Source organism: Mycolicibacterium brumae, assembly GCF_025215495.1.
Lineage (GTDB): Bacteria > Actinomycetota > Actinomycetes > Mycobacteriales > Mycobacteriaceae > Mycobacterium > Mycobacterium brumae.
The window spans coordinates 363,647-387,048 of sequence record NZ_CP104302.1 but is presented as its reverse complement, the minus strand read 5'-3'; the positions used below and the strand labels follow the sequence as shown (position 1 = coordinate 387,048).

At 70.5% G+C, this 23,402-nt stretch carries 22 protein-coding genes and 1 pseudogene; 11 read left to right on the top strand and 12 right to left on the bottom strand.

The features are described from left to right. Positions 1 to 160 precede the first annotated feature (160 nt). The 3 genes from L2Z93_RS01905 to L2Z93_RS01895 are packed head-to-tail and all read left to right on the top strand — an operon-like array spanning position 161 to position 3,093. Positions 161 to 931, top strand: coding sequence for a LamB/YcsF family protein (locus tag L2Z93_RS01905; RefSeq protein WP_234786273.1), 771 nt, complete (start codon positions 161 to 163; stop codon positions 929 to 931). After that, positions 931 to 1,851, top strand: coding sequence for an MBL fold metallo-hydrolase (locus L2Z93_RS01900; RefSeq protein WP_090593311.1), 921 nt, complete (start codon positions 931 to 933; stop codon positions 1,849 to 1,851). The genes L2Z93_RS01905 and L2Z93_RS01900 overlap by 1 nt, the downstream gene beginning before the upstream one ends. Positions 1,852 to 1,860: 9 nt before the next feature. Next, complete coding sequence (locus tag L2Z93_RS01895; RefSeq protein WP_090593314.1) at positions 1,861 to 3,093, top strand: SLC13 family permease; 1,233 nt, start codon at positions 1,861 to 1,863, stop codon at positions 3,091 to 3,093. Here L2Z93_RS01895 and L2Z93_RS01890 read toward each other — a convergent pair. After that, positions 3,067 to 3,789: pseudogene (locus L2Z93_RS01890) on the bottom strand (heavy metal translocating P-type ATPase); the annotation flags it as partial. The gene L2Z93_RS01895 and the pseudogene L2Z93_RS01890 overlap by 27 nt on opposite strands. A 6-nt stretch (positions 3,790 to 3,795) precedes the next feature. Between L2Z93_RS01890 and L2Z93_RS01885 the strand changes: the two are divergent. Together L2Z93_RS01885 and L2Z93_RS01880 are read left to right on the top strand one after the other, a co-directional pair. After that, entirely contained in the window at positions 3,796 to 4,725 is a 930-nt protein-coding gene (locus L2Z93_RS01885) for a permease (RefSeq protein WP_090593426.1), read from the top strand. Then, a complete protein-coding gene (locus tag L2Z93_RS01880) occupies positions 4,722 to 5,417 on the top strand; it encodes a TIGR03943 family putative permease subunit (RefSeq protein ID WP_090593319.1) in 696 nt (231 codons plus the stop codon). The genes L2Z93_RS01885 and L2Z93_RS01880 overlap by 4 nt, the downstream gene beginning before the upstream one ends. A 7-nt stretch (positions 5,418 to 5,424) precedes the next feature. Here L2Z93_RS01880 and rlmB read toward each other — a convergent pair whose 3' ends face one another. The 5 genes from rlmB to carD are packed head-to-tail and all read right to left on the bottom strand — an operon-like array spanning position 5,425 to position 9,429. Next, positions 5,425 to 6,366, bottom strand: a complete 942-nt coding sequence (gene rlmB / locus L2Z93_RS01875) for a 23S rRNA (guanosine(2251)-2'-O)-methyltransferase RlmB (protein ID WP_090593323.1) — start codon at positions 6,364 to 6,366, stop codon at positions 5,425 to 5,427. Continuing rightward, positions 6,366 to 7,784, bottom strand: coding sequence for a cysteine--tRNA ligase (gene cysS / locus L2Z93_RS01870; protein ID WP_090593326.1), 1,419 nt, complete (start codon positions 7,782 to 7,784; stop codon positions 6,366 to 6,368). Before cysS ends, rlmB begins: the two co-directional genes overlap by 1 nt. A gap of 11 nt (positions 7,785 to 7,795) precedes the next feature. Continuing rightward, positions 7,796 to 8,266, bottom strand: a complete 471-nt coding sequence (gene ispF / locus L2Z93_RS01865) for a 2-C-methyl-D-erythritol 2,4-cyclodiphosphate synthase (RefSeq protein WP_193438943.1) — start codon at positions 8,264 to 8,266, stop codon at positions 7,796 to 7,798. Beyond that, positions 8,266 to 8,934 carry a 2-C-methyl-D-erythritol 4-phosphate cytidylyltransferase gene (gene ispD, locus L2Z93_RS01860; protein WP_090593333.1) on the bottom strand — a complete coding sequence of 223 codons (669 nt, stop codon included), beginning with the start codon at positions 8,932 to 8,934 and terminating at the stop codon, positions 8,266 to 8,268. Before ispD ends, ispF begins: the two co-directional genes overlap by 1 nt. 6 nt (positions 8,935 to 8,940) lie before the next feature. Further along, entirely contained in the window at positions 8,941 to 9,429 is a 489-nt protein-coding gene (carD, locus tag L2Z93_RS01855; RefSeq protein WP_083032183.1) for an RNA polymerase-binding transcription factor CarD, read from the bottom strand. Positions 9,430 to 9,684: 255 nt separating this feature from the next. Between carD and L2Z93_RS01850 the strand changes: the two genes are divergently transcribed. From L2Z93_RS01850 to disA, 3 genes are read left to right on the top strand one after another with little or no spacing between them, the layout of a single operon-like run. Next, positions 9,685 to 10,275: a copper chaperone PCu(A)C domain-containing protein gene (locus tag L2Z93_RS01850; protein ID WP_234786274.1), complete on the top strand. Its 591-nt coding sequence runs from the start codon at positions 9,685 to 9,687 to the stop codon at positions 10,273 to 10,275. Between the two features lie 43 nt (positions 10,276 to 10,318). Then, positions 10,319 to 11,758: a DNA repair protein RadA gene (gene radA / locus L2Z93_RS01845; protein WP_090593338.1), complete on the top strand. Its 1,440-nt coding sequence runs from the start codon at positions 10,319 to 10,321 to the stop codon at positions 11,756 to 11,758. 23 nt (positions 11,759 to 11,781) lie between these two features. Beyond that, complete coding sequence (disA, locus tag L2Z93_RS01840; RefSeq protein ID WP_260575500.1) at positions 11,782 to 12,861, top strand: DNA integrity scanning diadenylate cyclase DisA; 1,080 nt, start codon at positions 11,782 to 11,784, stop codon at positions 12,859 to 12,861. A 173-nt stretch (positions 12,862 to 13,034) separates the two neighbouring features. Here disA and L2Z93_RS01835 read toward each other — a convergent pair whose 3' ends face one another. The 4 genes from L2Z93_RS01835 to L2Z93_RS01820 all read right to left on the bottom strand — a co-directional run bounded on the left by L2Z93_RS01835 (position 13,035) and on the right by L2Z93_RS01820 (position 18,120). After that, on the bottom strand, positions 13,035 to 13,940 hold the full coding sequence (locus L2Z93_RS01835; protein ID WP_090593345.1) for an endonuclease domain-containing protein: 906 nt from the start codon (positions 13,938 to 13,940) through the stop codon (positions 13,035 to 13,037). A gap of 208 nt (positions 13,941 to 14,148) precedes the next feature. After that, the gene (locus L2Z93_RS01830; protein WP_090593348.1) at positions 14,149 to 14,925 is read right to left on the bottom strand and encodes a hypothetical protein; all 777 of its coding nucleotides are present in this window, start codon (positions 14,923 to 14,925) and stop codon (positions 14,149 to 14,151) included. A 26-nt stretch (positions 14,926 to 14,951) separates the two neighbouring features. Further along, complete coding sequence (locus tag L2Z93_RS01825; RefSeq protein ID WP_090593352.1) at positions 14,952 to 17,768, bottom strand: MMPL/RND family transporter; 2,817 nt, start codon at positions 17,766 to 17,768, stop codon at positions 14,952 to 14,954. Next, on the bottom strand, positions 17,743 to 18,120 hold the full coding sequence (locus tag L2Z93_RS01820) for a hypothetical protein (protein WP_090593354.1): 378 nt from the start codon (positions 18,118 to 18,120) through the stop codon (positions 17,743 to 17,745). The genes L2Z93_RS01825 and L2Z93_RS01820 overlap by 26 nt, the downstream gene beginning before the upstream one ends. A gap of 133 nt (positions 18,121 to 18,253) precedes the next feature. Here L2Z93_RS01820 and L2Z93_RS01815 point away from each other — a divergent pair, with 133 nt between their 5' ends. Together L2Z93_RS01815 and L2Z93_RS01810 are read left to right on the top strand one after the other, a co-directional pair. Next, positions 18,254 to 19,435, top strand: a complete 1,182-nt coding sequence (locus tag L2Z93_RS01815) for a sensor histidine kinase (RefSeq protein ID WP_090593357.1) — start codon at positions 18,254 to 18,256, stop codon at positions 19,433 to 19,435. Beyond that, positions 19,422 to 20,081 carry a response regulator transcription factor gene (locus L2Z93_RS01810; protein ID WP_090593360.1) on the top strand — a complete coding sequence of 220 codons (660 nt, stop codon included), beginning with the start codon at positions 19,422 to 19,424 and terminating at the stop codon, positions 20,079 to 20,081. The genes L2Z93_RS01815 and L2Z93_RS01810 overlap by 14 nt, the downstream gene beginning before the upstream one ends. 3 nt (positions 20,082 to 20,084) lie before the next feature. On the opposite strand, the gene L2Z93_RS01805 is transcribed toward L2Z93_RS01810, so the two are convergent. After that, complete coding sequence (locus L2Z93_RS01805; protein WP_090593435.1) at positions 20,085 to 20,756, bottom strand: carbonic anhydrase; 672 nt, start codon at positions 20,754 to 20,756, stop codon at positions 20,085 to 20,087. A gap of 38 nt (positions 20,757 to 20,794) precedes the next feature. Here L2Z93_RS01805 and L2Z93_RS01800 point away from each other — a divergent pair, with 38 nt between their 5' ends. After that, entirely contained in the window at positions 20,795 to 21,664 is an 870-nt protein-coding gene (locus tag L2Z93_RS01800; RefSeq protein WP_090593432.1) for an HhH-GPD family protein, read from the top strand. Here L2Z93_RS01800 and L2Z93_RS01795 read toward each other — a convergent pair. Further along, positions 21,641 to 23,398, bottom strand: a complete 1,758-nt coding sequence (locus L2Z93_RS01795) for a cyclic peptide export ABC transporter (RefSeq protein ID WP_090593363.1) — start codon at positions 23,396 to 23,398, stop codon at positions 21,641 to 21,643. The two genes, L2Z93_RS01800 and L2Z93_RS01795, sit on opposite strands and share 24 nt — an antisense overlap. Positions 23,399 to 23,402 lie beyond the last annotated feature (4 nt).

Genomic DNA, 23,402 nt, shown 5'->3' with positions numbered 1-23,402 from the left:
GCCGAACAGTGACGAGGTCTCGGTTTTGGCAGTCATGACCGTCGCCCGGTCCAGGATCGAGGCATGTGTTCGATGCTAGCGAAAATCCGACCTTATTGATAATCGTTGCCATTAGACCCGTCGACGCCTGCGGCCACCGCGCCCGCCTACCCTGAACGCCATGGGCGACAACAACATGACCGTGGACCTCAACGCCGACATCGGCGAGGGCTTCGGCATCTGGCGGATCGGCGACGACCAGGCAATGCTCGGCATGGTCACCAGCGCGAACCTGGCGTGCGGCTTCCACGCCGGCGACCCGGCCGGTCTGCTCGAGGTGTGCAAATTGGCTGCCGAGGCCGGCGCCCACGTCGGCGCGCAGGTCAGCTACCGGGATCTGCACGGCTTCGGCCGCCGCTTCATCGACGTTTCCTTCGAGGATCTGTTCGCCGACGTCATCTACCAGATCGGCGCGCTGCAGGCCGTCGCCGCCGTCGCCGGAACCCGGGTCAGCTACGTCAAACCCCATGGCGCGCTGTACAACACGGTGTTCAGCCACACCCAGCAGGCCCGCGCGGTCACCGCCGCCGTGCTGGCCGTCGACCCGGGCCTGCCAGTGCTCGGACAACCCGGATCCGAACTGTTCCGGCAAGCCGAGATGGTCGGATTGCGCACCGTCGCCGAGGTTTTCGCCGACCGCGCCTACAAGGCCGACGGCACCCTGGCCCCGCGGCGTGAGCCCGGCGCGGTGCTGCACGAGCCGGCGATCATCGCCGAACGCGCGGTGCGGATGGTCAAGGAGGGCGTGGTGCAGGCCGACGACGGAACCATCGTCGATGTTCGCGTCGACTCCATCTGCCTGCACGGTGACTCCCCCGGCGCGCCGCATATCGCCGCGGCGGTGTGGGAACAGTTGCGGCGCAACCACATCGATCTGCAACCCTTCGCCTGATGCGCCTCAAACCGGGCCGCCCCGACCTGGCCCGCCACACCGGGATGTTCACTGTCCCGGCCCCGCACGCCGAGTCGCCGCTGGCGCTGACCTGGCTGGGCGTGTCCACCATCCTGCTCGACGACGGCGACACCGCCATCATGACCGACGGGTTCTTCTCCCGGCCCGCGCTGCGCTCGGTCGCGGTGGCCCGCATCGCGCCGTCACTGCCGCGGATCGAGGGCTGCCTGGCCCGCGCCGGCGTGCGTGAGCTGGCCGCGGTGCTGCCGACGCACACCCACTACGACCACGCGCTGGACAGCGCCGTGGTCGCCGAGCGCACCGGGGCGCTGCTCGTCGGCGGTGAGTCCGCGGCCTGGATCGGCCGCGGCCACGGCCTGCCGGAGGACCGAATCGTCGTCGCCACTCCCGGCGAGCCCATCACCCTGGGGTCGTTCGAGGTCACCCTGGTCGGTTCGCACCACTGCCCGCCGGACCGCTATCCGGGTGTGATCACCGAGCCGGTGCGGCCGCCGAAGCGGGTTACCGCCTACCGCTGCGGGGACACCTGGTCGACGCTGATTCAGCACCGTCCGTCCGGGCGGCGGGTGTTGATTCAGGGCAGCGCCGGATTCGTGGCCGGGGCGCTGAGCGGTCAGCGGGCCGAGGTCGCCTACCTTGGCCTGGGCCAGCTGGGGCTGCAGCCGGAGTCCTACATCCGGCAGTACTGGGACGAGACGGTTCGGACGGTGGGCGCGCAGACCGTCGTCGGGATCCACTGGGACGATTTCTTCCGCCCGCTGCACCAGCCGCTCAAGGCGCTGCCGTACGCCGGCGACGACCTGGACGTCACACTGCGGGTGCTCGGCGAGTTGGCGGCCGCCGACGGGGTGTCGCTGCGTTTGCCGACGGTGTGGCGTCGCGAAGACCCCTGGGCCTGACGGTCCGCCATGACGCTGCCGTTGATTCTGCTGGCCGTCGTGCTGGTGTTCGCCATCGCGGCGCCCGAACGCTGGCCGGAAGCCCTGGTGGCGGTGCCCGCGGCCGGGCTGCTGGTGGCCACCGGAGCGGTCACCCCCGACCACGCCGTGGAAGAGATGGCGCGGCTGGCGCCGGTGGTGGCGTTTCTGGCCGCGGTTCTGGTGCTGGCCCGATTGTGCGCCGACGAAGGTCTGTTCCAAACCTTCGGCGCGATGCTGGCCCGCGCCGCCGACGGAAGCCCAACCTCGCTGCTGCGCAAGGTCTTTCTGCTCGGCGCCGCCACCACCGCGGTGCTGTCGCTGGACACCACGGTGGTGCTGCTCACTCCGGTGGTGCTCGCCACCGCGGCGGCCGCCGGGATTCGCGCGCGACCACACGCGTATGCCACCGCGCACCTGGCCAATTCGGCGTCGCTGCTCCTGCCGGTGTCGAATCTGACCAACCTGCTGGCGTTCTCGGTGGCCGGGGTCTCGTTCCTGGGTTTCACCGCGCTGATGGCGGGTCCGTGGCTGATCGCCGTGGCCGCCGAGTTCCTGTTGCTACGTCTGGTGTTTCGCCGCGATCTGCGCCCGACGCCGCACCCGGAAGCCCTGCCGCAGGCCGCGCCACTGCCGCGCCTGGTGGTCGTCGTGCTGGCGCTGACCCTGATCGGGTTCGCGGTGACCTCCGGGTTCGGGATCGAGCCGGCCTGGGCGGCGCTGGCCGGCGTGCTGGTGCTCGGCGCGCATGCGCTGGCCCGGGGCCGCAGCACGGTGCGCGGGCTGATCGGGGCCGCGCACCTGCCGCTCTGCGTGTTCGTGCTGGCGCTGGCGGTCGTGGTGCAGGCCGTGATGGACGCCGGCCTGGCCGATCGGATGCGGCAACTGCTGCCCGACGGCGACGGGCTGGGCGCCCTGCTGCTGATCGCGCTGATCGCGGCGGTGCTGGCGAATATGGTCAACAATCTGCCGGCCACGCTGGTGCTGCTGCCGCTGCTGGCCGGCGCGGGCCCCGGGCCGGTGCTGGCCGCGCTGATCGGGCTGAACATCGGCCCGAACCTGGCCTACCTCGGCTCGCTGGCCAATCTGCTGTGGCGTCACGTGCTGCAGCTGGGCGGTCAGCCGACCAGCGCGCGGGAGTTCAGCCTGCTCGGCGCGCTGACCGTGCCGGTGACGCTGACGCTTGCCGTCCTCGCGCTATGGGCGGGCCTGCAGCTGCGCTGAGCGCTCGACGTCCTGGTAGCGGATCAGCCGGGAGCTATTGAGCACCACGGCGACCGACGACGCATTGTGCAGCACGGCGGCCAGCACCGGCGACAGCGCGCCGCCGGCCCCAATCGCCAGCCCGACCGCGTTGACCGCGATGGACATCGCGTAGTTCTGCCGGATCACCTCGACTGCGCGGACGCCGAGATCTCGCACGTCGAGCAACCGGCGCAGGTCGTCGCTGGCCAGCGCGACGTCGGCGGTCTCCACCGCGACGTCGGTGCCGCCGAGCCCCATCGCGATGCCGATGTCGGCCTCGGCCAGCGCCGGCGCGTCATTGACGCCGTCGCCGATCATGGCCACGGTGTGGCCCTCGTCGCGCAACGCGCGCACCACGTCCAGCTTGTCCTCGGGCAGCACTTCGGCGCGCCATTCGGTGATGTCCAGTTCGTCGGCGACCGCGGCGGCCGCGTCCGGGTGGTCTCCGGTGAGCATGACGATCCGGCGGACACCGCCGACGCGCAACCGGTCCAACACGTCGGCGGCCTCGGGCCGAACCGAGTCGCGCAGGCTGATCAGGCCGACGAGCTTGCCGTCGACGGCCAGCAGCAGCGGTGTCTCGGCCTGGCGTCGCAGGGTGTCCACCCAGTCGGCCGCCTTCTTGCTGACCCGCACCTTCTCCTGACGCAGCAGCGACGGGCTGCCGAGCAACAGGGGCCCATGCTCATCTGCGCCGCCGCCTCGGTCCCGCTGCGCAATCTGGTTCTCGACCACGACCGATTGGCCACCGCCGCAACGGTGTTCGTCGCGATCTTCGTGCAGGCGCTGCCGTTCCTGGCCCTCGGCGTGGTGATCAGCGGCCTGGTCGCCACCTTCGTCACCCCCGCGGTGCTGGCCCGCCGGTTGCCTCGCCGCACCGGGCCGGCGGTGCTGGTCGCCGGCGTCAGCGGCGCGGCGCTGCCCGGCTGCGAATGCGGATCGGTCCCGATCGCCCGCCGCCTCTACGGTGACGGCTCCAACGGCGCCGCCGCGCTGACCTTTATGCTCGCGGCGCCCGCGATCAACCCCGTCGTGCTGGTGTCCACCGCGGTGGCGTTTCCGGGCGCCCCGGAGATGGTGGGCGCGCGGTTCACGGCGTCGCTGCTGACCGCGCTCGCGATGGGCGCCGCCTGGGCGCGCTGGGGGCGCGGCCGATGGGTCAGCCGGAGGCTTCCAATGGCCTTCTCCGACAGTGACTCTCGCCGGACACGGTTCAGCGAGGCGGCGCGTCATGATTTTCTGCAGGCCGCGTCCTACCTGGTGGTCGGCGCGCTGGCGGCCGCTGCGCTGCATGTGCTGGTCCCGCCGTGGATGTTCGAGCATCTGGCAGGCCAGTTGGCGTTGGGCATCCTCACCATGGCGGTGCTGGCGGTGTTGCTGTCGCTGTGCTCGGAGGCCGACGCGTTCGTCGCCGCCAGCCTGACCGTGCTGCCGCTGCTGCCGCGACTGGTGTTCCTGGTGGTGGGCCCGGCCGTCGACCTGAAACTGATCGCCATGCAGGCCGGCATGTTCGGCCGCGCGTTCGCGGTGCGGTTCGCTCCCGCGACCTTCGCGGTGGCGGTGTGCTGCGCGACGGCCGTCGGCTGGGTGTTCCTGGGCGGCGCCGGATGAATCGCGAAACCGAGAACGTGCTGTTGCTGCTGATCGGCGTCAACGGAGTGATGATCGTCGTCAACGGCACGTTCGCCCGCTACGTCAAACCCGCGCTGATGCCCTGGTTGCTGGCCGGCGCGCTGCTGATCGTCGCACTCGCCCTGGCCGCGATCATCCGCGACATCCGGCGTGGCCGGTCCCCCACTGACGGTCACCACGGGCATCACAATGCGGTGGTCTGGTTGCTGCTGATCCCCGCCATCGTGCTCACCTTCGTCAAACCACCGCCGATCGGCGCGCAGGCCGCCGACACACCGGTCGCCGCCGCTCCCCAACAGCGCCACCCCTTCCCAGCGCTGCCGCCGGGCGTGCCGGACGTATCTCTCCCCGACGTGCTCATGCGGATCAGCCAGGACAGCGCGGGCACCCTCGACGGCCGCCGAATCACGGTCACCGGATTCACCATGGCCTCCGACTCCGGCCCGATGCTCGGCCGCGTGGTGATCATCTGCTGCGCGGCCGACGCCATGCTGGCCCGGATCCGACTCGACGGGCCCGCCGCCCCCGCCGCCGCGGCGCTGCCCGAGAACACCTGGGTGAAGGTGGAGGGCGAGGTGGCGCCCGGCCAAGATCCGCAGGCCGCTCGCCCGGCATTGACGGTCTCTTCGGTCACCCAGGTCCCCGAGCCCGCGCACCCGTACGCGAGCTAGCGGGTTTCTACCCGCGGCGCTGCCGAGCGATCTCGGCGAGCACCACGCCGGCGGCGACGGACGCGTTCAGCGACTCCGTCGGCCCGGCCATCGGGATGCTCACGATCGCGTCGCAGTTCTGCCGGACCAGCCGGGACAGGCCCTTGCCCTCGGATCCGACGACGACGACGATCGGCCCATCTGCTTCCAGCTCATCGAGGGTGGTGTCCCCGTCGGCGTCCAGTCCGACGACCTGCAGGCCCGCGTCCGCCCACTCCTTGAGGGTGCGGTTGAGGTTGGTGGCCCGGGCCACCGGCAGCCGCGCTGCGGCGCCGGCCGAGGTGCGCCAGGCCACCGCGGTCACCGACGCCGAACGGCGCTGCGGGATCAGCACGCCGTGCCCGCCGAACGCGGCGGTGGAACGCACGATCGCGCCCAGGTTGCGCGGGTCGGAGATGTTGTCCAGCGCCACCAGCAGCGGCGGCTGCACATCGGAGCGCGCGTCGGCCAGCAGGTCCGCGGGGTGCGCGTAGTTGTACGGCGGCACCTGCAGCGCGAGGCCCTGGTGCAGTCCGTTGGAGCTCATCCGGTCCAGGTCGACGCGGGCCACCTCGAGGATCGGGATGCCCTTGTCCGCGGCGATGGCCACCGATTCGGTCACCCGGTCGTCGGCGTCCACCCCGGAGGCCACATACAGCGCGTTCGCCGGCACCCCGGCGCGCAGGCATTCCAGCACCGGGTTGCGGCCCAACACGGTTTCGGTGTCGTCGGTCTTGCGATGCCGGCCCTGCGCCGAGCGCGCCGCTTTCGCGGCCCGCTTGGCGGCCGGGTGCTTGGTGCGCTGCGCGGCCGGCGGGGTGGCGCCGCGGCCTTCCAGACCGCGGCGGCGCTGACCGCCCGAGCCGACGACTGCGCCCTTCTTGGTGCCCGCTTTGCGGATCGCGCCGCGCCGCTGCGAATTTCCGGCCATCAGATTCCCCTGCCGTCGCCGGTGATCAATTCCCACTGCGGGCCATCGGAGGTGTCGGTGACCTCCACACCGGCGGCCTTGAGCCGGTCCCGGATCTCGTCGGCGGCGGCCCAGTCCCGGTTGGCCCGGGCTTCGGTGCGGCTCTCCAGGGCCCAGTGCACCAGGTTGTCCAGCGCGCCGAGCGCGGCGACGGTCTCGTCGCGCATCTCCCAGCGCTCGTCGAGCGGGTCGCAGCCCAGGATCCCCATCATCGCGCGGATGGCGGACGCGGCGGCCATCGCGCCGTCGTGGTCCCCGGCGTCCAGCGCCCGGTTCCCGTCGGCGCGCGCGGCGTGCACCTCGGCCAGCGCGATCGGCGCGGCCAGGTCGTCGTCGAGTGCCGCTGCGAACTTCTCGGTCCAGGTCCCGACCGGGACCGCGCCGACCCGGTTGCGCACCCGGTGCAGGAACTCCTCCACCCCGGTGTAGGCCTTGGCGGCGTTCTGCAGCGCGACTTCGGTGAACTCCAGCATGGACCGGTAGTGCGCGCTGCCCAGGTAGTAGCGCAGCTCGGCGGGCCGAACCCGTTGCAGCACAGCGGGAATCGAGAGCACATTGCCGAGCGACTTGCTCATCTTCTCGCCGCCCATGGTGACCCAGCCGTTGTGCAGCCAGTACTGGGCGAAACCGTCACCGGCCGAAACCGCCTGCGCGATCTCGTTCTCGTGGTGCGGGAAAACCAGATCCATTCCGCCGCAATGGATGTCGAACGTCGAACCGAGGTACTCATGGGCCATCGCGACGCATTCGGAGTGCCACCCGGGCCGGCCCCGGCCCCACGGCGTCGGCCAGGACGGCTCACCGGGCTTGGCGCCCTTCCACAGCGTGAAGTCGCGCTGGTCCCGCTTGCCGGTCGCCACGCCCTCGCCCTGGTGCACGTCGTCGATCCGGTGGCCGCTCAGCGCGCCGTACTCCGGGCAACTGAGCACGTTGAAGTACACGTCCCCGTCGCCGGGGTAGGCGTGGCCTCGATCGATGAGGCGCTCGATCAGCTCGACGATCTGGGTGATGTGCCCGGTGGCCCGCGGCTCGGCCGACGGCGGCAGCACGCCCAGTGCGTCGTAGGCGGCGGTGAACGCGCGTTCGTGGGTGGCCGCCCACTCCCACCACGGGCGGCCGGCGTCGGCGGCCTTGTTCAGGATCTTGTCGTCGATGTCGGTGACATTGCGGATGAACGCCACGTCGTAGCCCTTGGCCATCAGCCAGCGGCGCAGCACGTCGAACGCGACGCCGCTGCGGACGTGCCCGATGTGCGGCAGACCCTGCACGGTCGCGCCGCACAAGTAGATGGAGGCGTGGCCGGGACGCACCGGGACGAAGTCGCGCACGGTCCCGGTGAGGGTGTCGTGCAGGCGGAGCCCCGCGAAGCTGTCGGTCACGACCGGCCAGCTTACCGGGACACCACCAGCGCGGTGGCGATGGCGGCCATGCCCTCGCCCCGGCCGGTCAGGCCCAGTCCGTCGGTGGTGGTCGCCGCCACCGACACCGGCGCCCCGACCAGCTCGGAGAGCACCAGTTCGGCGCGGTCGCGCACCGGCCCGATCTTCGGGCGGTTGGCGACCACCTGCACGGCGACATTGCCGACCGTGAAACCGGCGTCGTCCAGCAGGGACCGCACGTGGCGCAGCATCGCCGCGCCGGTCACCCCGTGCCAGCGCGGGTCATCGACCCCGAACACCCCGCCGATGTCGCCGAGTCCGGCCGCCGACAGCAGCGCATCGCAGATGGCGTGCGCGGCGACGTCGCCGTCGGAGTGCCCGGAGCAGCCGTCGTCGTCGGGAAATTCCAGGCCGAGCAGCCAGCAGGGCCGACCGGGTTCGATCGGGTGGACGTCCACGCCCTGCCCGACCCGGGGCAGCATCACGCGCCCAGCACCGTGTGCGCCAACTGCAGGTCCAGCGCGGTGGTGATCTTGAACGCCAATGGGTCGCCCTCGACGGTCTGGACCTGTGCGCCGTTGTGCTCGACCAGCGAGGCGTCGTCGGTGAACTCCGCCCCGCCGGCACGCTCATAGGCCCGGCGCAGCGTCTGCACCGCGAAACCCTGCGGAGTCTGGATGGCACGCAGCCCGGAACGCTCCGGAGTGCCCAGCACCACGCCGTTGGCGTCGACGGCCTTGATGGTGTCGGCGACCGGCAGCGCGGGAATGACCGCGGGATGGCCGGCCCGCAGACCCTCGACCACCCGGGCGATCAGCTCCGGCGGGGTCAGCGGCCGCGCGGCGTCGTGGACCAACACGAATTCGGCGTCGTCGACGGCGTCCAGCGCGTTGCGCACCGAATCGGCGCGCTCGGCGCCGCCTGCGACGACGTGCACCGGCAGGTCGCCGCCGCCCAGGATCAACCGAGCCTCATCGGTGCGGTCGGCGGGGACGGCGACGACGACGGCGTCGACAACCTTGGACGCGGCCAAACCCTCGATGGCGCGAACGACCAGCGGAGTGCCCGCCAGTTTCGCGAAAGCCTTCGGGATGCCCGCGCCCAGCCGGGTGCCGGCGCCTGCGGCCGGCACGATGGCAAACGTCGTCATAGCTGCTTAGGAAGCGGCGGCCAGAACCTCGTCGAGGATGATCTCGGCCTTGGCGTCGTCGGTGTTCTCGGCCAGCGCCAGCTCGCCCACCAGGATCTGCCGGGCCTTGGCCAGCATGCGCTTCTCGCCGGCGGACAGGCCGCGCTCCTGGTCGCGACGCCACAGGTCGCGGACGACCTCGGCGACCTTGTTCACATCGCCGGAGGCGAGCTTCTCCAGGTTGGCCTTGTACCGGCGCGACCAGTTGGTCGGCTCCTCGGTGTGCGGCGCGCGCAGCACCTGGAAGACCTTGTCCAGGCCCTCCTGGCCGACGACGTCGCGAACACCGACGTACTCGGCGTTGTCCGCGGGGACGCGAACCGTCAGGTCACCCTGCGCGACTTTGAGGACGAGATACTCCTTCGGCTCGCCCTTAATGGTCCGGGTTTCGATCGCTTCGATCAATGCGGCACCGTGGTGTGGATAGACGACGGTGTCTCCGACCTTGAAAATCATCAGTTGCGAGCCCCTTTCACATCTCTAAGATACCACGGCCCGGATCGGGGCGCCCAACAACGGTGCAGGTCAGGGGCACAACGGCGCTTTGATGGGGGTTGACAGGAACGTTGGAACGTGCATGTCGGGGCCGCTGAATTCGCCATTTCGTGGGCTATGACGCCGCTCACTTCTGGCGTCGGCCGCGCCCCGGCTTCCGCTCGCGGAAGCCACCTACTACGCTCTGTCTTACTGTCCGTGAGCAGGAGGCATTCCGTGATCCGTTTTGGCAACCGCCGGTCCACTGCCATTCGCGCCGGGCTGGCCGTGGCGGCCATCGCGAGCGCTTCGGCACTCGCGGGCTGCAGCGCAGGCCAGGTCTCGCAGGTCGCCACCCAGGCGCCCGCCATCAACGGCACCACCGGATCCGTCGGCGAGAACCCGCAGATCTCGCTGCGCAACGTGCACCTGGAGGCCGTCGAGACCGGTGACGCCCTGAAGCCCGGCAGCACCGTCGCGCTCATGCTCACCGCGGTCAACGACTCCGCCGAGCACAGCGACAAGCTGGTCAGCATCACCTCCGACGTGGGCGATGTGACCGTCGCCGGCCTGCCGCTGACCATCAAGCCCGGCGAGAGCCTGTTCATCGGCGACCCGGCCGGCGCCACCGCGCTCGGAGCCATCGAGAACGTGCAGAAGGCCGAGGCCGAGGTGAAGCTCACCGAGCCGATCCGCAACGGCCTGAACTACAACGTCACCTTCACCTTCGCCGAGGCCGGCCCGATCACCCTGGCCGTGCCGATCTCCGCCGGCGCGGAGTCCCCGCGCCAGCCGGGCGACGAACTGCACGGCGACGGCTCGCACTAAACGCCGCCAGGGCTCTGTCGGGGCCAGGCGCTAACGTCGTCGAGTGGCCAAGCCTCGTTCGCAATACCGCTGCTCGGAGTGCAATCACGTCACGGCCAAGTGGGTGGGACGCTGCCCGGAATGCGGCACCTGGGGCACCGTCGACGAGGTCGCCGCGCTGACCTCCCTCGGCGGGCGGGTCCGCAAACCCATCGCCCCGTCCTCGGCCGCACTGCCGATCCGCGACATCGACCCGGAAACGACGCGGCACGCCCCCAGCGGCATCCCGGAACTGGACCGGGTGCTCGGCGGCGGCATCGTGCCCGGCTCGGTGAGCCTGCTCGCCGGTGATCCGGGCGTCGGCAAATCCACCCTGCTGCTGGAGGTGGTGAATCGCTGGGCCGGCGCCGGGCACCGCGCGCTGTACGTGTCCGGGGAGGAGTCCGCCGGGCAGATCCGCATGCGCGCCGAACGCACCGGCTGCGACAACGACGGGGTGTACCTGGTGTCGGAGTCCGACCTGGACACCGTGCTTGCGCACATCGACGAGGTGCGGCCCAGCCTGGTGGTCATCGACTCCGTGCAGACCATGTCCACCACCGACAACGACGGCGTCGCCGGCGGGGTCACCCAGGTGCGCGCGGTCATCACCGCGCTGACCGGCTACGCGAAATCCGCGCCGTCACCGGGGGTCGCGCTGATCGTCGTCGGGCACGTCACCAAGGACGGCGCGATCGCCGGGCCGCGATCCCTGGAGCACCTGGTGGACGTCGTGCTGCACTTCGAAGGGGACCGCAACACCTCGCTGCGGATGGTGCGCGGGGTGAAGAACCGGTTCGGCGCCTCCGACGAGGTGGGCTGTTTTCAGTTGCACGACAACGGAATCGAGGGCGTCGCCGACCCGTCGGGGTTGTTCCTGGACCAGCGCCCCAACCCGGTGCCGGGCACCGCGGTGACCGTCGCGCTGGACGGCAAACGCCCGCTGATCGGCGAGGTGCAGGCACTGATCGGCGCGGAGGCCCCATCGCCCCGGCGGGCGGTCAGCGGCATCGACTCGTCCCGGGCCGCGATGATCGCCGCGGTCTTGGAGGCCCGCGCCGGGCTGGAGTTGACCCGCCACGACATCTACCTGTCCACCGTCGGCGGCATGCGGTTGACCGACCCCTCGGCGGACCTGGCCATCGCGCTGGCCATGGCGACCGGGTACGCGGGGCTGTGCCTGCCGACCACCGCGATCGCGATCGGCGAGGTGGGGCTGGCCGGGGATCTGCGCCGGGTCACCGGGATGGACCGTCGGCTGGCCGAGGCCGCGCGGATGGGTTTCACCATCGCGCTGGTCCCGGCAGGGACCAAACAGCAGCGGGGACTGCGGTTGTTGGAGGCCGCGACCCTCTCCGAGGCGATGCGGCAGATGCTGTTGGTGGCCAAAGAACCCGCCGAGTCCGCGCCCAAGGTCAAACCGCTCAAACTGCGGCTGGTCGACGGCGGTCGCGACGGACAATGACCAGGGGTGGAGAATGAACGGTCGTGACAGGTAAGAAGCCCGAGGTCCGGGCGACGATGGCCCGGCTGGCCCCGGGCACCGCGCTGCGCGACGGCCTGGAGCGGATCCTGCGGGGGCGGACCGGGGCGTTGATCGTGCTCGGCTACGACGAGCGGGTGGAGACCATCTGCGACGGCGGGTTCGCCCTCGACGTCCGCTTCGCCCCGACCCGACTGCGCGAACTCTGCAAGATGGACGGCGCGGTGGTGCTCTCCGGCGACGGCGCCCGGATCGTGCGGGCCAACGTGCAACTGGTGCCCGATCCGTCCATCCCCACCGATGAGTCCGGCACCCGGCACCGCTCCGCCGAGCGCGCGGCCGTGCAGACCGGCAACCCGGTGATCTCGGTCAGCCACTCGATGAACATCGTCACCGTGTACGTGGCCGGTGAGCGGCATGTGCTGGCCGATTCGGCGACCATCCTGAGCCGGGCCAATCAGGCGATCGCCACCCTGGAGCGCTACAAGACCCGTCTGCTGGAGGTCGGCCGGGCGCTGTCGGCCGCCGAGATCGAGGACTACGTCACGCTGCGCGAGGTGATGACGGTGGTGCAGCGGCTGGAGATGGTGCGCCGCATCGGTCTGGAGATCGACGAGGACGTCGTCGAACTCGGCACCGACGGCCGGCAGCTGCGGCTGCAGCAGGAGGAACTGCTCGGCGGCAACGACGCCGACCGCGAACTGATCGTGCGCGACTACCACGCCAACCCGGAAGCGCCTTCGGCGGAACAGGTTTCGGCGACGCTTGCCCAGCTGGACGCGCTGTCGGACGCCGAACTGCTCGACTTCACCGCGCTGGCGAGGGTGTTCGGCTACCCGCCCACCGCGGAGGCCCAGGAGTCACCGGTGAGCCCGCGCGGCTATCGCGCGATGGCGGCGATCCCGCGGCTGCAGTTCGCGCACGCCGACGTGTTGGTCCGCAACTTCGGTTCGCTGCAGGGGCTCCTGGCGGCCAGCGCCACCGACCTGCAGGCCGTCGACGGCATCGGGTCGATGTGGGCACGGCACGTTCGGGAAGGGTTGTCGCAGCTCGCGGAGTCCACCATCGCCGACCGGTTGGCGTAGGGCACTGGCGTCGTCCTCGGCGCCTTCGTCACCTTCGCGCCCGTCGGCGGCGCAGCGCTCGTTGTGCTCGCCCCGTCGTCGTTCTGCGTGCGGTGAGGCAGATTTGGCGTTCTGAGTGCGTGTAGATCGCGGATTCGGCGGATTTCTCGATCTGGGCGCACTCAGGATGCTCGTCAGCCCGCAATCGACGCTTGGCGGGCATCCCAGGCGCGCTGCAGCCTGCGAATGATCTCGTCCGGTGCAGTCCCCTTCGCCACTCGGATGACGATCCACCCCAGCGCCGCCAACTCCTCCATCCGAACCAAGTCATAGCGGACCTGCCTAGGTGTCCGGTGATGCTCGCCGTCGTACTCCAGCCCGATGAGCAACCACTCCCATCCCATGTCCAGGAAGTAGCGCCTCCGGGTCCCCGGGATCGGCACCTCGATCTGCGTCTTGGGACGGGGAAATCCCGCGCTGGTCGCGACCAGCCGAAGCCAACTTTCCTTAGGAGACCTCGCACCCCGATCGTGCAGGTCCAGCACCTTCTTAACCCGACGCACGTTCCGCGCCCATCGATGCCGGGTCGCCAGTTCGAGGATCACCTTCGTATTGATCACCGCCACGTTGGCGAGAGCGTCGACGCGAGCGACCGCTTCGTCCACAGACAACCACCGACACAGGTCGAACACGGTCCGCGCGACGGTGGTCACCCGCATATCCGCCAGGACCTGGACGTCGTCGTCGAAGAACCCGTCGCGGTGAACGACGATTCCCGCCGGTGAGCGCTGTGAAGGCAGCAGCAGGTCGATCGGAACGTCGTGATCCACCCACTTGGCGCCGCGCAGCGCGATGGCGGCTGAGCCCGCGATCACCCCCTGTCGCCCTGACCACAACCACGCCGCCTCGGTGCGCTGCCGCAGCACTCGGCCTGCCTCACCACGGCTGGGCCGATCGCTTTCCGGGAGGAAGTCAATGGGCAGGTAGATGCCGGGGAACACCGGCGTGAAATCACGCCTGAGCTGGTATTTGTTGGCGATCACACCGCTGGCCAACGCCTGCGCTCCGACGAACGGGCGGGTATAAGTTTGTGCGCTCATCGCGCCACGTTGGCCCTCGAAGGCGGTTCACCGCATTCATGCTGGCGCGCAAATGGCCGCATCTGTGGACGCAGCGTGATGTGTGGATAAACCCCTCGTCCACCGTCATCCTGCGTGCGGTGAGGCAGATTTCACGTTCTGAGTGCGTGTGGATCGTGGATTCGACGGGATTCACGATCTCAGCGCACGCAGAACGCCGCGAGGGGGCCTAGCCGCCCGGGGCGGGCTCCGGAGCCGGCGCGGGCTCGGCAGGCGGCTCGGCGGGGCCGGGGGCCGGGGCTTCGCCGCTTTCGCCGTGCACGGCCTCGGTCAGCTTGAACGGCACCCCCGCGGACTTCAGGTTCCCCAGCTGAACCACCAGGTTGTAGGTGCCCGGCCCGATCGCCTCACGCGGCAGCGGGCAATCCTTCGCCGAGCCCATCCCGGTCCAGGTCACCTCGGTGGTGACCTGCTCGCCGGGGGCGATGTCCTTGATCAGCGTCTCGTTGGACGGGGCGCAGTCCAGGTTCGACCACAGCCGCTTGTTCTCCAGGCTGTAGACGTAGGCGGCCAGCACCGAGGCGCCGACGTCGCGCTTGCAGGACACCGTGCCGATATTGGTGACGACCATGGTGAACTTCGGCTGCGATCCGATGGTGTAGCTGGGCTCGTCGGTGACGCCGAGCACCGCCAGGGTGGTGTCCGGGCAGTCGTCGCCGGCCTTGAGCACCGGCGGGGGCTCGACGGCGGCGGTCGGGGTTTCCGTCGGCGCCGGGGTCTCCCCGGGCGGCGGGACCACCGGGCTCTTGGTCTCCGGGGCCTGCGACGGTTCGGTGGTGGCGGTCGAATCGGTGGGGCTGACCTCGTCGCCGCCACCGCCGCGCGTGACGGCGAACACAATGATGAGGATGATCACCAGCACCGCGGCGGCCACCGACAGCGCCAGCGCGCGTCGGCGCCGGTAAATCTCCGGTGGGAGCGGTGCACGAGCGCCTGTATCCGTCACAGTCCCACGGTAATGGCCGGTCAGTGCTATAAGGCCGACCGTGCGCGGCGTGTCGCGGCCCGGGGCCACCAGAACCAGCGGCCCAGCAGCATCGCGGCGGCCGGCATCACATAAGTCCTGATCACCAGGGTGTCCACCAGCAGGCCGACGGCGATGGTGGAACCGATCTGCGCGATGCTCAGCACGCTGGAGCCCAGCAGCGCCGCCATGGTCAGCCCGAACACCAGCCCCGCGGTCGTCACCACCGACCCGGTGCCGGCGAACGCCCGGATGGTTCCGGTGGCCATCCCGGCCGGCAACTCCTCCCGCATCCGCATGGCCAGCAGCAGGTTGTAATCGGCGCCGACGGCGACCAGCGCGATCAGCGAGATGGCCGGCGCCGCCCAGTGCAGCTCGTGGCCGAGCAGGTGCTGCCAGACGAACACCGAGGTCCCGAGCGCGGCCGCATAGGAAACCGCGACGGTGCCCACCACCACCAGAGCGGCGACCGGGCTGCGCAGCATCAGCGCGACGACGGCGAAGATCAGCGCCAGCGTCACCCCCACCAGCAGCCGCAGGTCGTCGGCGTAGAGCACTTGCAGGTCCCGGGTGGCGGGGCCGACCCCGGCGAGTTCGACGTCAGCGCCGGTGAGGATGCCCTCCTTGGTCGCTTGTCGCACGGCCTGCTCGATCTCGGCCGCACGCGCGGCGCCGACGGCGCTCCATTCCGCGCCGTCGCCGTAGACCAGCATGGTGGTGGCCCGGCCGTCTTTCGACATCAGCGCGTCGAGCGCGGTGGCGAACCGAGGATCGGCCAGCGCGCGCTCGGGCAGGTAGAACCCGCCGGCGCCGCTGCCGGCGAACTGATCCGACAGTTCGGTCAGGTAGTCCACCACCTGGTTCAGCGCCGGGACCAGCTGTGCGGACAGGCCGGACAGTTCCTGGGTGGCGCTGCGGGCCTGATCCAGCGAAGCGCTCATCGAATCCAGCGCGCCAGGCATGGTTTTCAGCGCCGCGCCCGCCGATTGCGAACCGCCGGTGAGCTTTTCCGCGCCGGAGGCCAGGTCGTTGGAGCTGGCGATGAGTTGGTCGACGGGGGTCACCACCCGGTCGGCGGCCGAGCAGAGCGGGTTGGCCGCGCAGTTCGGGGTGCCGGCGATGAAGTTTCGCAGCGGGTCCAGGTTGCCGGACACATTCACCACATTGTCCCGAAGACTTGTCATCCCGCTCTGCATATCCGTTGCGGCCGAGCTGATCTCATCGAACCCGCCGTTGCTGACCTGCAAATCCGAACGCATCCCGGTCAGCACACCGCGCAGCCCGGTCAGGGTGGAGCTCAGATCACCGGCGGCGTCCAGCCGAGCGGTCAACTCGGTGATCGAGGCCCCGAGCTCGGAGCCGATGCGTCCGACCTGATTGGTCAGGGTGGCTTCCTCGGGGACGACGCCGGTCGGCCGGCTGGCGGCCTGCACCAGGGTGACGTCGGGAATCTCCATGAGCTGCCGGGCGATTCGCTCGATCGCGATCAGCCCGGCCGGGTTGCGCAGGTCAACCTCGGCGCCGATGGTGACCACGGCGGGCAGCAGCTGGTTGAGCGGGAAGTGCCGGTCCATCGCGGCGTAGCCGCGGCTGGATTCCAGATCCGCCGGGGTGGCCGCGGGCTCGTCCCAGCCTATGCGCATGCCGATCAGCGGCAGCGTCAACACCGCCACCAGCGCGCCGGAGGCGGCCAGCACCGGTCCCGGCCAGCGCACCACCGTCGTTCCGATTCGCCGCCAGCGTCGCGCGATGCCCCGGCCCGCGCGGGGTTCGGCGAACCCGAACCGCACTGCGATCGCCAGGAGCGCCGGGGTCAGCGTCAGCGACGCCGCCATGGCCACCAGAATGCCTATCGCGCTGGGGATTCCGGCGCTGCGCAGGTTGCCGATCTCGGCCAGACTGAGCACCGCGAGCGCGATCGCGACGGTGAGCGCCGACCCGGCGATCACCGGGGCAACCCGGCGGAACGCCTCACGCTGCGCCTCGGCCGGGGGCAGCCCCGCGCGCCGGCCCTCGTGGTAGCGGCCGATCAGGAAGATGCCGTAATCGGTTCCGGCGCCGAGCATCAGGGCGGCCAGCAGGGCGACGGAGAACAGCGACACCTCGACCAGGTCCGCCTCCCCGAGCACCGCCACGATCGGGCGGGCCACCCCGAGCGCGACGCCCACCGACAGCAGCGGGATCAGCGCGGTGACGACCGACCGGTAGACGATCAGCAGCAGGATCATGATCAGGGCGACGGTCACGCCGGTGATGGCCAGCATCTGCCGGTCGATGGCGCGGAACTCGTCGGCGATGGTGGCGCCGGGGCCGGTGACGTAGACGTTCAGGCCGGCGGGTGGGGACAGTCCGGTGGCGGTGTCGCGCAGCTTGGTCACCGCCTCCCCGGCGCGGGCGGTGCCGAGTTCGCCGGCCAGCCGCACCATCACGTAAGCGGCTTCCCCGTCGGCGCTGACGGCGGCCTGCTCGGTGATCGGGTCGCTCCACAGGTCGGTGACCGCGGCGACGGACTCGTCGTCGCGCAGCGCGTCGACCACCCGGTCGTAGTAGGCGCGGTCGTCCGGGGTGAGGCCACCGTCGCGCTCGAGCACGAGGTGGTTGAGGTTGTCACCGCCGCCACCGCCCATCAGCTCTGCCGATCGGGCGGCCGCGGCGGTGCTGGGCGCGTCGTCCGGCATGAAGGCCCGGGAGTGGGTTTCCACCACCCGTTCCAACTGTGGCGCCAGCGCGTTGCCCAGCCCCGCGGCGATCAGCCAGCAGATCAGCGCCAGCGGCGCGTACCTGGTGGCGCGGCTACCGTCAGGCGACGGTGCGATACGGAGCATCGCCGTGCAGCCGGATCATCTTCTGCTCCTCGGACTGCAGCGACCGCAGCCGCACGAACCGGCGTTCGCCGACGTTCAGCAGCGCGGGCAGGCCGGGGCGGGAGGCGATCAGCTCGGCCTGGGCGACGTCGAAGGACTTTCCCTCGTACGACGCCTGGTCCAAGGTGGCGGCCAGATTGGTCAGCCACTTGTGCCGCAGCGCGAGCATCAGCTGCTCGGTGTCCCCGAACAGCCGCGCCACGACGGCCTCTTGGGACGGGGTGAAGTCCAATGCCGGTTCGGCATCGACCGTTGCGCGTTCGATCAGGTCCGCCATGAAGGCGTTGCGTTCGTGAAACTGTTCCCAACTCATGCCATCGACGCTATGGACATCCGCGCGCGACGGCATCGTGCCGCCGTCGGGTTCTGCTCTCATACCCTGGTATGAGTCGGTTCCCGCCCTCAGACGGATGCCCGCTTGCGGCTCGGCGAACTAACATGGTCGGGTGCTGCGTGTCGCCGCGGAGTCCATCCGGACCCGGTTCCTGGAGCGGGACGACCTGGTCCCGCCCGGTTTCTCCTGGGCGTTCGTCGTCGTCATCGACCTGTCCATGCTGACGATCGTCGCGGTCGCGACCGCGCAGCGGCCCACCGAAGACCTGCAGATATCGCTGCTGGCCTGCGCCATCGCGATGTCGCAGTCGCTGATCGCGTTCATCTGGGGCATCCGTCACCACGCGGTCATCTGCTGGCTGTCGACGACGATCGCCGCCGCGCTGTTCCTGTTCGCCACCTCCACCCCGATCGACGCCGACTTCGCGCCGCTCGCGCTGGTGCTGATGGTGGGGGTGGTCGGCGGCATGTCGTCGGTGCCCGCCAGCCTCGCCGCGGCCGGGTCCTCGGCGGTGGTGCTGCTGCTCGCGGCCGCCGCGCACCGGCTCGACATCGTGCTGTACCTGCCGGTGCTGGCGATGGGCTGGCTGGTCGGCTACCTGATGCACACCCAGCAGCAGCTGATTCTGCGGCAGCAGGAAGCCCAGCGACTGCTCGCCATACACGCCGCCGACGACGAGCGGCGCCGCATCGCCCGCGAAGTGCATGACGTGATCGCGCACTCGCTGAGCATCACCCTGCTGCACCTGACCGGCGCGCGGCGCGAACTGCAGCAGGACGGCGATATCGCCGAGGCGGTGGAGGCGCTGGAGCAGGCCGAAGAGTTGGGCCGGCAGGCGATGGGCGACATCCGGCGCACCGTCGGTCTGCTGGACTCTTCTCCGATGCGCGCCGCCGCCGAGCCCGGCGCGGCCGAGATCGGTTCGCTGGTGGCCGATTTCCGCAACGCCGGACTCGATGTGACGCTGACGGTGACCGGCCGGATCGACCGGGTGTCGGCGGCGGTCGGGTTGGCGCTGTACCGGATCGCGCAGGAGTCGCTGTCCAATATCGCCAAGCACGCGCCGGACTCCGCCGCCGAGATCCGGCTGGACGTCCGTCGTCGCTCGGTGGAGCTGACGGTGTCCAATCAGCTGCGGGAACACGCGCTGGTGCTGGGCAGCTCCGCCGGACGCGGGGTGGTCGGGATGCGCCAGCGGGTGGAACTGCTTGGCGGACAAGCGGATATCGGACCCGGCGACGAGCAGTGGCGGGTCCGCGCGTTGATTCCATTGGAAGCCAATGGACGCTGCTGAGGTTCGGGTGCTGCTGGTCGACGACCAGGATCTGGTGCGCTCCGGGTTGCGCCGGATCCTGCGCCGCAAGGACGGTTTCGTGATCGTCGACGAATGCGCCGACGGCGACGAGGTGCCCGCCGCGGTCGAGGCGCACAAGCCGGACGTGGTGGTGATGGACCTGCGGATGCGCCGGGTCAGCGGTATCGAGGCCACCCGCCGGGTGGTCGCCGCCGACGGGCCGCCGGTGCTGGCGCTGACCACGTTCAACGAGGACGAGCTGCTGTCGGAGGCGCTGCGCGCCGGGGCGGCGGGGTTCGTGCTGAAGGACTCTTCGGCCGAGGAGCTGATCCGGGCTGTGCACGCGGTGGCCCGCGGGGACAGCTACCTGGATCCGGCGGTCACCGGCCGGGTGCTCGACACCTATCGCAGCGCGCCGAACGCCACGTCGTCGGCGCCGGAGGTCGACGAGCTCACCGCGCGCGAACTCGACGTGCTGCGCTGCGTGGCGCGCGGGTTGTCGAACTCCGAGATCGCCGCCGAACTGTTCATCACCGAGGTGACGGTGAAGAGCCACATCGGGCGGATCTTCGTCAAGCTCGGGCTGCGCGACCGCGCCGCGGCGATCGTGTACGCCTACGAGCGCGGGATCGTCGCGCCGGGGTGAGGGTTACTCGGCCTCGGCGTCACTCTCGGCTGCGGCCCGCTTGACGTCGATGTCGCCGTCGTCCCCGATGTCACCCAGGTGGCCGCGCAGGGACGCCCGGCCGTCGCTCAGGTGGTAGGTGACGCCGACGATGGCCAGCCGGCCCGACTCGATGCGCTCATTGACGATGGTGGAGCGCTGCAGCAACTGGGTGGCGGTCTCCAGCACGTGGCGGGCCTCGAACTCGTCGACCGTGCTCAGCCCGTCACGGCGGCCCAGCAGGATCGAGGAGGTCACCCGCTCCACCACGTCGCGGATGTAGCCCGGGGGCACCTGGCCGTCGTCGAGAGCGGCCAGCGCCGCGCCGACAGCGCCGCAGCTGTCGTGCCCGAGCACCACGACCAGCGGCACCTCGAGGATCTCCACGGCGTATTCGATGGAGCCCAGCACCGCGGCATCCAGCACGTGGCCGGCGGTGCGCACCACGAACATGTCGCCGAGGCCCTGATCGAAGATGATCTCGGCGGCCACCCGGGAGTCACCGCAGCCGAACACGACCGCGGTCGGTTTCTGGGACGCCGCGAGGCTGCTTCGGTGGTCGACGCTCTGGCTCGGATGCTCGGGCTCACCGGCGACGAAGCGCTGGTTACCCTCTTTGAGTGCCTTCCACGCCGACCTCGGGTTCGAATTGGGCATACCGCCCATTGTGCACGGCGCCCTCCGGCGACGTTCGCATCGACCCCGACGAGCTGATCGGCTGGTTCGACGAGTGCGGCCGGGACCTGCCGTGGCGGGACCCGGATGTCACCGCCTGGCAGATCCTGGTCAGCGAGTTCATGCTGCAGCAAACCCCGGTCGCCCGGGTGCTGCCGATCTGGCTGGACTGGGTGGCGCGCTGGCCCACCCCGTCGGCGACGGCCGCCGCCGGGCCGGCGGAGGTGCTGCGCGCCTGGGGCAAGCTCGGCTACCCGCGGCGGGCGAAGTGGCTGCACGAGTGCGCCGCGGTGATCGCGGCCGAGCACGACGACGTGGTGCCCGACGACGTCGACACCCTGCTGGGATTGCCCGGCATCGGCAGCTACACCGCGCGGGCGGTGTCCTGCTTCGCCTACCGCCGCGCGGTTCCGGTGGTCGACACCAATGTGCGACGGGTGCTCACCCGCGCGATCGAGGGCCGCGCCGAGCCGGGTTCGCCGTCGGCGCGGGACGAGGCGCTGGCGGCCCGGCTATTGCCCGACGACTCCCGCGCCCCCAGATTCTCCGCGGCGCTGATGGAGCTCGGGGCGCTGGTGTGCGCCGCGCGCTCACCCAAGTGCGAGATCTGCCCGCTGTCCGAATGCGCCTGGCGGGCCGCGGGTTTCCCGCCGTCGGACGCGCCGCGCAAGCGGGTTCAGCGCTACGCCGGCACCGACCGGCAGGTCCGCGGCCGACTGCTGGATGTGCTGCGCGGCAGTTCGTCGGCGGTGCCGCGGGCCCAACTCGACCTGGCCTGGACCACCGATCCGGCCCAACGCGACCGGGCGCTGGACTCGCTGCTGGTCGACGGGTTGGTGGAGCAGACCTCCGACGGCCGCTTCGCGCTATGTGGCGAGGGTGGCGAGTGAGGGCTTGGCCGCCGTCGGCTGCCCCGAAACATCCTGCACCCCACCGAAATCGAGCTTGATCAGCTGATCGGCGTGGTGGAAGTACCGGTCGTCGTGGGTGATGACGATGACGGTCTTCCCGCGCGCCGCGAGCTCGGGCACGATCTGGGTGTAGAAGACGTCGCGGAACCGGGGCTCCTGGTCCGCCGCCCACTCGTCGAACAGGTAGATCGGCCGATCCTCGAGCAGCGCGGTCAGCAGCGCCAACCGTTTGCGCTGCCCCTGGGACAGCGCGGTGGTGGACAACCGGCCCTGGTGCACGGTCACCTTGTGCGCGATCTGCAGCTTCTCCAGCAGTTCCCGCACCTGCTGGTCGACGCCGGCGTCGAAGCCCAGGTACTCGTCGAACAGGTGGAAGTCGGTGAACACCGCCGAGCAACTCTGCCGCAGCCACTCCACGTTCTGCGGCCCGATCTCGACGCCGTTGAGGCGCACGCTGCCCGAATGCGGCCGGTACAGCCCGCACAGCAGTTTCACCAGGGTGGACTTGCCGCTGCCGTTGCCGCCGACGATGAAGGTCAGCTGCCCGGGCGCGAAGTCCAGGTCCAGCGGCCCGAGATGGAAACCGGGTTCCATCGGCAGCGGACCCATCGGAGGCGGGACGAATCCCTTTCCGCCGCCGCCCATTCCGGGCGGGCTACCGGGACCCCCGGGCGGCGGGCCGGGCATCCGCGGCGGCGGCTCACCGGCGTAGGTGTAGTTCAGCCCGCGCACCTGAAGCCGGGCGGTGGCCGGGGCCGGCGGCGGCGGGACGTCGTGGGTCGGTTCGGTCGGCGCGCCGCCGATCGACAGGTTCAGCGCGTTGATCTTGGCCAACGCGACGTCGCCGCGCAGCAGGTCCGGGATGCGCTGCATGAAGCTCTGCATCGGGCCGGCCAGGAACATGGTGACCAGCATGTAGCTGATCATCACCGACCGGGACAGCCCCAGCAGCGTGGCGATGCCGAACAGCACGGCGCCCATGGTCAGCAGTTGCAGCACCCGGCCATAGGCGTCGGCGAAGCAGAACCGGACGCTGGCGGCGACGTTCTGCTCGCGCAAGTCGGCGGCCGCGCCCAACAGGTGCCGGTTCATGAAGTCGATGCGACGGTCGCGGTGCAGCTTGAGTTCCTTGATTCCGGCGGTGACGGCCTGGAACGACCCGAGCAGCCGGTCCTCGTTCTCCCGGGCGGCACGGTAGGTGCGTCGCACCCGGCGCAGCGCCAGTTCCACCCCGAAGATGCCGGCCAGGGTGCCCGCGACGGTGACCGCGAACACCGGACCGGAGATGACCGCCAGGAACACCAGGCAGCCGATCACCGTGACGACGTCGACGCAGACCGTCGGGATGGCCGACACCGATTGGCTCAGTGAGCGGACGTCCTCGGTGAGGGTGGCCAGCAGCCGGTGCGTGCCGAGCCGTTCGAGTTGCTCCAGCGGGGCGCTGGTGACCCGGGCGGACAGTTCGGCGCGCAGTCGGAAGATGGCGTCCTGGGTGAGCCGGATCAGCATCACCTGCGCGGCCACCGCGGCGCTGAGCGCCAGCGCGGCGGTGATCGCGAAGCGCTGCCAGGTGGTGCCCACCTCCGCGGGGGCCAGCACCCGGCTGATCACCACCAGTAGGTAGGTGTTGGCCAGGCCGCTGACCAAGCCGGCGAGCATCACCGCGGCGATGCGTCCGGGGGCCAGCCGGAACAGGAATTTCAGAAGTTGCACGTCA

Coding starts and splice junctions, on each gene's coding strand:
- L2Z93_RS01825 (WP_090593352.1), bottom strand. CDS start 17,768: ATGCTCCGTATCGCACCGTCGCCTGACGGTAGCCGCGCCACCAGGTAC.
- L2Z93_RS01880 (WP_090593319.1), top strand. CDS start 4,722: ATGAATCGCGAAACCGAGAACGTGCTGTTGCTGCTGATCGGCGTCAAC.
- L2Z93_RS01835 (WP_090593345.1), bottom strand. CDS start 13,940: ATGAGCGCACAAACTTATACCCGCCCGTTCGTCGGAGCGCAGGCGTTG.
- L2Z93_RS01820 (WP_090593354.1), bottom strand. CDS start 18,120: ATGAGTTGGGAACAGTTTCACGAACGCAACGCCTTCATGGCGGACCTG.
- L2Z93_RS01885 (WP_090593426.1), top strand. CDS start 3,796: ATGCTCATCTGCGCCGCCGCCTCGGTCCCGCTGCGCAATCTGGTTCTC.
- rlmB (WP_090593323.1), bottom strand. CDS start 6,366: ATGGCCGGAAATTCGCAGCGGCGCGGCGCGATCCGCAAAGCGGGCACC.
- L2Z93_RS01900 (WP_090593311.1), top strand. CDS start 931: ATGCGCCTCAAACCGGGCCGCCCCGACCTGGCCCGCCACACCGGGATG.
- ispD (WP_090593333.1), bottom strand. CDS start 8,934: ATGACGACGTTTGCCATCGTGCCGGCCGCAGGCGCCGGCACCCGGCTG.
- carD (WP_083032183.1), bottom strand. CDS start 9,429: ATGATTTTCAAGGTCGGAGACACCGTCGTCTATCCACACCACGGTGCC.
- L2Z93_RS01805 (WP_090593435.1), bottom strand. CDS start 20,756: ATGCCCAATTCGAACCCGAGGTCGGCGTGGAAGGCACTCAAAGAGGGT.
- ispF (WP_193438943.1), bottom strand. CDS start 8,266: ATGCTGCCCCGGGTCGGGCAGGGCGTGGACGTCCACCCGATCGAACCC.
- L2Z93_RS01905 (WP_234786273.1), top strand. CDS start 161: ATGGGCGACAACAACATGACCGTGGACCTCAACGCCGACATCGGCGAG.
- L2Z93_RS01810 (WP_090593360.1), top strand. CDS start 19,422: ATGGACGCTGCTGAGGTTCGGGTGCTGCTGGTCGACGACCAGGATCTG.
- L2Z93_RS01895 (WP_090593314.1), top strand. CDS start 1,861: ATGACGCTGCCGTTGATTCTGCTGGCCGTCGTGCTGGTGTTCGCCATC.